Origin of the sequence: Saccharomonospora sp. (assembly GCF_027317685.1) — a bacterium.
In the GTDB taxonomy this organism is placed as follows: Bacteria; Actinomycetota; Actinomycetes; order Mycobacteriales; family Pseudonocardiaceae; genus Saccharomonospora.
This window is the reverse complement of the sequence record NZ_DAHVQP010000073.1, coordinates 1-5,849: the sequence shown is the minus strand read 5'-3', so window position 1 is coordinate 5,849 and position 5,849 is coordinate 1. Positions and strand designations below refer to the sequence as shown.

At 65.5% G+C, this 5,849-nt stretch carries 7 protein-coding genes and 1 pseudogene; 4 read left to right on the top strand and 4 right to left on the bottom strand.

The genetic code is table 11. The features are described from left to right. The first annotated feature begins 48 nt into the window (after window positions 1-48). From M7H19_RS08610 to M7H19_RS08595, 4 genes are all read left to right on the top strand, one after another. Entirely contained in the window at window positions 49-630 is a 582-nt protein-coding gene (locus tag M7H19_RS08610; protein ID WP_298179318.1) for a PadR family transcriptional regulator, read from the top strand. 106 nt (window positions 631-736) lie between these two features. Beyond that, window positions 737-1,714, top strand: coding sequence for an ATP-binding cassette domain-containing protein (locus M7H19_RS08605; RefSeq protein WP_298179315.1), 978 nt, complete (start codon window positions 737-739; stop codon window positions 1,712-1,714). Further along, window positions 1,711-2,553, top strand: coding sequence for an ABC transporter permease (locus M7H19_RS08600; RefSeq protein ID WP_298179313.1), 843 nt, complete (start codon window positions 1,711-1,713; stop codon window positions 2,551-2,553). The genes M7H19_RS08605 and M7H19_RS08600 overlap by 4 nt, the downstream gene beginning before the upstream one ends. A gap of 214 nt (window positions 2,554-2,767) precedes the next feature. After that, window positions 2,768-3,535 (top strand): VOC family protein, encoded by a 768-nt coding sequence (locus M7H19_RS08595; protein ID WP_298179310.1) that lies wholly within the window; start codon window positions 2,768-2,770, stop codon window positions 3,533-3,535. A 368-nt stretch (window positions 3,536-3,903) separates the two neighbouring features. Here M7H19_RS08595 and M7H19_RS08590 read toward each other — a convergent pair whose 3' ends face one another. From M7H19_RS08590 to M7H19_RS08575, 4 genes and pseudogenes are all read right to left on the bottom strand, one after another. Beyond that, window positions 3,904-4,347, bottom strand: a complete 444-nt coding sequence (locus tag M7H19_RS08590; protein ID WP_298179307.1) for a MerR — start codon at window positions 4,345-4,347, stop codon at window positions 3,904-3,906. Then, window positions 4,344-4,601, bottom strand: coding sequence for a hypothetical protein (locus tag M7H19_RS08585; protein ID WP_298179304.1), 258 nt, complete (start codon window positions 4,599-4,601; stop codon window positions 4,344-4,346). Before M7H19_RS08585 ends, M7H19_RS08590 begins: the two co-directional genes overlap by 4 nt. A gap of 334 nt (window positions 4,602-4,935) precedes the next feature. Beyond that, entirely contained in the window at window positions 4,936-5,253 is a 318-nt protein-coding gene (locus tag M7H19_RS08580) for a hypothetical protein (RefSeq protein ID WP_298179302.1), read from the bottom strand. Between the two features lie 73 nt (window positions 5,254-5,326). Further along, window positions 5,327-5,849: pseudogene (locus M7H19_RS08575) on the bottom strand (hypothetical protein); the annotation flags it as partial.

The following is a 5,849-nucleotide window of genomic DNA, read 5'->3' as shown; positions in this document are numbered from 1 at the left end:
TGGCCCTAGCCTACGGAGTGAGTCCAAGCGGATTGAGCGGAGGCGAGCATGTCGGCGACGAAGCTCCTGGTACTCGGTATCGTGCACCTCTCCGGCGGCGCGCATGGCTACCAGGTGCGGTCCGAACTGCAGAGCTGGCGTGCGGAGATTTGGGCCAAGATCAAGCCCGGCTCGGTTTATCACGCGCTCAAGAAGGCAGCGGCGGACGGCCTGCTGACCGAGCGCGTCGAGCCTGGCAAGTCGGGGCCGGAGCGCACGCTCTATCAGGCGACCGACCGTGGCCGCGAGGAGATCGTCGAACTTGTCCGCGACGGTCTGCGGCGCACTCATGACCCCACCATGCTCAACGCGTCCATCGCCATGTTGCCAATGCTGACCAGGGCGGATGCCATCGTGCACGTCAACGAGCGAGTCGCGCGGCTCGAGGCGGAGCTCGTTGAGCAGACCAAATGGCGGGAGAACCCGAACCCCGATATTCCCGAACACGTCCGGGACCAGGCCGAGCTGTGGGAGGGCCATACGCGCACCGAGCTCGAGTGGGCTAAGAGCTTGAGCAAACGGCTGTCTGACGGCGCCTACATCATGGCCGATGACCCTGACTCGTGGCGTTCCACGCCGCCCGGACTTTGACCGCGCGGCTACTCAAACTTGACTAGCTAGCCATCTCCATGCATCCTCGGTGAGGTAGTCAAACTTGACTAATCCGTTCGCAACACCGAGAGAAGGAATCGAACCCATGGGGACGTTCGCGATCGAGACGAGCGGGTTGAAGAAGAGCTTCGGCAAGACCCACGCGGTCGCCGGTGTGGACCTGGCCGTGAGCGCCGGGGGCGTGTACGGCGTGCTCGGTCCGAACGGGGCGGGCAAGACCACCGCGATCCGCATGCTGGCCACCCTCCTGCGCCCCGACGCCGGAGAGGCGCAAGTGCTCGGCTACGACGTCGTGCGTGACGCCCGGGCGGTGCGGAGCAGGGTGGGCCTCACTGGGCAGTTCGCGTCGGTCGACGAGGACCTCACCGGGGTGGAGAACCTGTTGCTGCTCGCCAGGCTGCTCGGCTACTCACGCCGCCGAGGCAGGGAGCGGGCGGGCGACCTGCTCGACGCGTTCGGTCTTGCCGAGGCGGCCGACCGGCAGGTGAAGAAGTACTCCGGCGGGATGCGTCGGCGCATCGACATCGCGGCGAGCCTGGTCGTCACCCCCGAACTGATCTTCCTCGACGAGCCCACGACCGGGCTCGACCCGCGCAGCAGGAACCAGGTCTGGGAGATCGTCAGGGGCATGGTCGCCGAGGGCACCACCGTGTTGCTGACCACGCAGTACCTCGACGAGGCCGACCAACTGGCCGACCGGATAGCGGTGATCGACCACGGGAAGGTGATCGCCGAGGGCTCGAGCGGCCAGCTCAAGGCATCGGTCGGCGCCGGCTCGCTGCAGGTACGGCTACGTGCCCCCGGGCAGCGGGCCGAGGCCGAACGGGTCCTCGCCGGCGTCCTCGAGGTGCAGGTCGAGCCCTCCGCCGACCCGGCCGCGCTGTCCGCGCGGATCTCCGACCCCGAGCGGGTCGCCCGTTCCCTGGCCGAACTGTCCCGCAGCGGCATCGACGTCACCGAGTTCGCGCTCGGTCAGCCGAGCCTGGACGAGGTGTTCCTCGCCCTGACCGGACACGCCGCCGAGGAGACACCCGAGGAGACACCCGAGGAGGATGCCGCATGAATGCCACGTCCACAGAACAGGCGTCGGCGCCGGTCACCGAGGACGCGCTGCGCGGTGCGCTGGCCGGCGAGCGGCCGTCTAACCCCGGCCCGGTGCTCACCTCGTTGACATTCGGCTGGCGCGCTTTGCTGAAGATCAAACACGTCCCGGAGCAGCTCGTCGACGTGACCATGTTCCCGATCATGTTCACGCTGATGTTCACCTACCTGTTCGGTGGCGCGCTCGCCGGGTCGACTCAGGAGTACCTGCAGTTCCTGCTGCCCGGCATCCTGGTGCAGGCGAACGTCATGATCACCATGAACACTGGCATCACGCTGAACACCGACATCCAGAAGGGGGTGTTCGACAGGTTCAGGTCACTTCCGGTGTGGCGACCGTCGCCGCTGGTCGGCGCCCTGCTCGGCGATGTGATGCGCTACTCGATCGGGTCGGCGATCGTGATCACGCTCGGCCTGATCCTAGGGTTCCGGCCGGAGGGTGGCGCCGTCGGGGTGGTGCTCTCGGTGGTGCTGCTGCTGGTGTTCTCGTTCTGCCTGTCGTGGCTGTGGACGATGCTCAGCCTGATCCTGCGCACGCCGAACTCGGTGGCGGGGGTCAGCATGATGGTGATGTTCCCGCTGACGTTCGTGAGCAACATCTTCGTGGACCCGAAGACGATGCCCGGGTGGTTGCAGGCGGTCGTCGAGGTCAACCCGATCACCCACCTGGCGACCGTGGTGCGCGGCCTGATGCACGGCTCGGTGCCCGCCGGGGAAATCGGCTGGGTGCTCGTCTCGTCCGTACTTCTCGTCGCGGTCTTCGGTCCCATCACCATGGTCCTCTACCGCAACAAGAAATAGATGTCGCTACCGCGGGCACGTGGTCGAAATCAACTCCGACAACCCGGCCCACTCGGCCAACGCCATCACCGGCACAAGGCCCGGAACTCCCGAAACTGGCCCGAAGTGCAAGTGACGGAGGCGCAGCCCATGTCGGTGTGAGCTGGGTTTACACCGGTGCTCTTAAGGTTCCGGGGTCATGCGGGACACGATGGGGACACGACAAGGAGAGACTATGAGCGAGTTGACCACCGCGCAGCCGGCTGGCACACCGACCTGGATCGACCTGGGCATCCCGGATCTCGACCGCGCGATGACCTTCTACGGCGCGTTGTTCGGTTGGGAGTTCGATGTGGGACCGGCGGAGTTCGGCCACTACACCCAGTGCTTGCTACGGGGCAGACCCGTCGCGGCCATCAGGCCGAACCCCGATCCCGACGCCACGGAATTCTGGTGGAACGTCTACTTCGCGACGGATGACTGTGACGCCGCGGCCGCCCGAGCGCGGGACGCGGGCGGCTCGATCATCACCGGTCCGATGGACGTGCTGGACCTGGGCCGGACGGCGATCATCAAGGACACCACCGGTGCGCAGTGTGGACTGTGGCAGGCCGGTGCCCACATCGGCTGCGAGATCGTCAACGAGCCGAACGCCCTGCTCCGCAACGACCTGGTCACCGCGGAATCCGGGCCTGCGCGCGACTTCTACGTCGCGGTCTTCGGCTACACGTTGGATGCCAACCCGGACATGCCTGAGCTCGACTTCACGTTCCTGCGCAGACCGGATGGCCACGAGATCGGCGGCATCGCCGGTGACCCAACGGCCACGAAATCCCGTTGGGGGACCTTGTTCCAGGTGGACGACGCCGATGCGGCTGCGCGCAGAGCGGTCGACGCGGGTGGGACCTCGGCCGAGCCCTACGACATGATCTACGGGCGGGTCGCGAACATCACGGACCCGTTCGGCACGGAGTTCGATGTCGGTGCGGCGATGACGAGCTGAACCGGCGATCACCGCTGTGGTCCCGGATCGTCCTCGTACCCGACACCGCCACGAGGACAGCCAGGCCCACAACCGCACCCAGTCCGCGAAGCACATCGCCGCGCGGCCCCCGCCGTCGTGGAGTCTGGTAAATCCGGTCCTCCCTGGTCGCCCTACCCTCTGGTGGTGCTGTATCGAGTGAAACTGTGACACCTCGCGATGACTTGATCCGCTGGTATGGGATGACGCCGACCGATCATCAGCTCTCGCAACGGCGACGGCAGAACGAGCCGAGCGGAACGATTGACGCGCTCCGTGGGGACGTCCCTACCGCGGGGATTCGCGCCATCAGGTGTACGCAGGTCGGTGATCGGGTTCTGCCGTATGGGTCAACCGGCTACCGGCTGGTGGGGATCGTCCCGCACGCGGCGCCGGTGGGCGTGGTTGGCCAGGATTTGGCTGACCCGCTGCTTGGATAGGCCAACAACGTCGCCGATCACGGCTTGGGAGAGGCCGGCATCCCGCATCGACGTAATGGCGAAGCTGAGCGCCTGGTCGCGTTTACTCTGCACCCGTTTGAGCTCGGCCGAGGCGGCCTTCGCCGCCTTGAGCGGTTCGGTGATGTCGTGGCCCATGATCTCGTACCGCCAGTCGATGGTGATGTCGGCGGGGTCGGTATCGATCATGTCTGCGATGGCTTCGGGCATGGTGGTGTGGAGGTCGTCAAAGTCGTCGAAGTCGAGCGCGGTGACGGGTCGACCGTCGCGCGTGGTGGCCTCGGCGAGCCACACATCCTCATCTCGGGTGACTGTGACGGTGTAGGTCGTCGTCATTGGTCCTCCATCCATTTCGCGCCGAACAAGTCCTCCAGTCGCTGTTCGATGCTGCGGAGCACTCCCCACGACACATCCTTGCTGTGACTGGTGAGCTGGAATCTGGCGACCTCCATGCCCGCTGTGTCGAGGACGCGGAACGTGCGGTGCGAGCCCTTTCCTCGGCCGGGTATCTCCTCGATGGAATGATGAGTGCGACGAGCTGCTTTGCGGGCGATCCGCAGCACCGCCGCCGCTTTCATCCGCTTGTTCACCACAATGCTATGTCTAGCGCATTAGACAAGCAACCGTCAAGCCGACTAGACGCGATGAACAGTGGTGATATGCCTCTGCGTTGCCGAGTTCGGGTCGACTTCACGCACACCGGTACACCAGTCGGCTAGCCGTCCCTCGTGTGCCGCGAGGAGGTAGACGCCCTGATCCGGGGTACCGCATCACCATGGGGTACGAACACACCTGTGGAGCTCGGCGCTGGACGCTCGGGCGAGAACGGGTATGCATACGCCCCCCGCACACTGCTCGTCCCCACAAGGACGCCGAAGGGGTGACATGGTGGGTCGAGTTCCCTCGCGCCGGCCTCGAGTCAGATCACGCCATGGAGTCACCAGACGAATCATCGTCAGGCTCATCCGGCGCAGCGCGGTAGACGTCGGCTGGCTTAAGCCACACCCCATTGCTGCCGAGGCGGGCATCGTCGATCTCGACATAGACGTGGGTGGCGTCCCAGCGGACAGCATGCCCAGCAAGCCAGGCCTCCCCCTCACCTTCGAACACGAGGCGTGCCATCACCGGAAAGCCGGGACGATGATCCCGAAAAGACCTCGGATTCCGGGGCCAGTTCCGATTGACCACGACACGTTGAGCCAGCACGTGCGGAGGCTGTGGCCGATCAGACATCGTCGCCATGCGGCCATATTAGAACAGAAGTTCGAAGACGGCCCGCTTCCGGCGAACGGCCAAGTTCCGATTGACCACGACACTACTGTTCGATGAGCTGCCGCTCACCGATACGGACCTGAGCCGTCGACGTGAGCGGATCGACGTCCAGAGTTCCAGTCTCGCCGGTGGAGGCCTCCCACTCCGCGGTCCAGTGGGTGGTAGCCGACACCGTGTAGGCCTGGTCGGGTTGGTCTCGGCTGGTCTGCTGGTACGTGTGCCCACACGATGGTGACTCCCGCACGCCAAATGACGTGTCGTAGGCGTCGCCAGGTGTGTCGCAAGTGACCGTGGTGCCGTCACCGAGATCCCATTCGGCATGGTCGACCTGTGCGGTCACCGTCACAGTGACCGATCCCTCGGATCCGCTATCGGTGATCGGTCCCCACGTGTTCGGCCCCGGGTTCTGTGCCCACATCCATACCGGCGCCCCCACTAGGCCCATCGAATCAGCGACCTGATCCACCGGTTTCGGTGCCATACCGATTGAGATCGGTTCGAGATCCATCCCGTCCAGCACGACCCGTGCCAGCTCCTCCGGATCGACCGGCTCGGGCTCACCTGGG

Coding starts and splice junctions, on each gene's coding strand:
- M7H19_RS08610 (WP_298179318.1), top strand. CDS start 49: ATGTCGGCGACGAAGCTCCTGGTACTCGGTATCGTGCACCTCTCCGGC.
- M7H19_RS08605 (WP_298179315.1), top strand. CDS start 737: ATGGGGACGTTCGCGATCGAGACGAGCGGGTTGAAGAAGAGCTTCGGC.
- M7H19_RS08600 (WP_298179313.1), top strand. CDS start 1,711: ATGAATGCCACGTCCACAGAACAGGCGTCGGCGCCGGTCACCGAGGAC.
- M7H19_RS08595 (WP_298179310.1), top strand. CDS start 2,768: ATGAGCGAGTTGACCACCGCGCAGCCGGCTGGCACACCGACCTGGATC.
- M7H19_RS08590 (WP_298179307.1), bottom strand. CDS start 4,347: ATGACGACGACCTACACCGTCACAGTCACCCGAGATGAGGATGTGTGG.
- M7H19_RS08580 (WP_298179302.1), bottom strand. CDS start 5,253: ATGGCGACGATGTCTGATCGGCCACAGCCTCCGCACGTGCTGGCTCAA.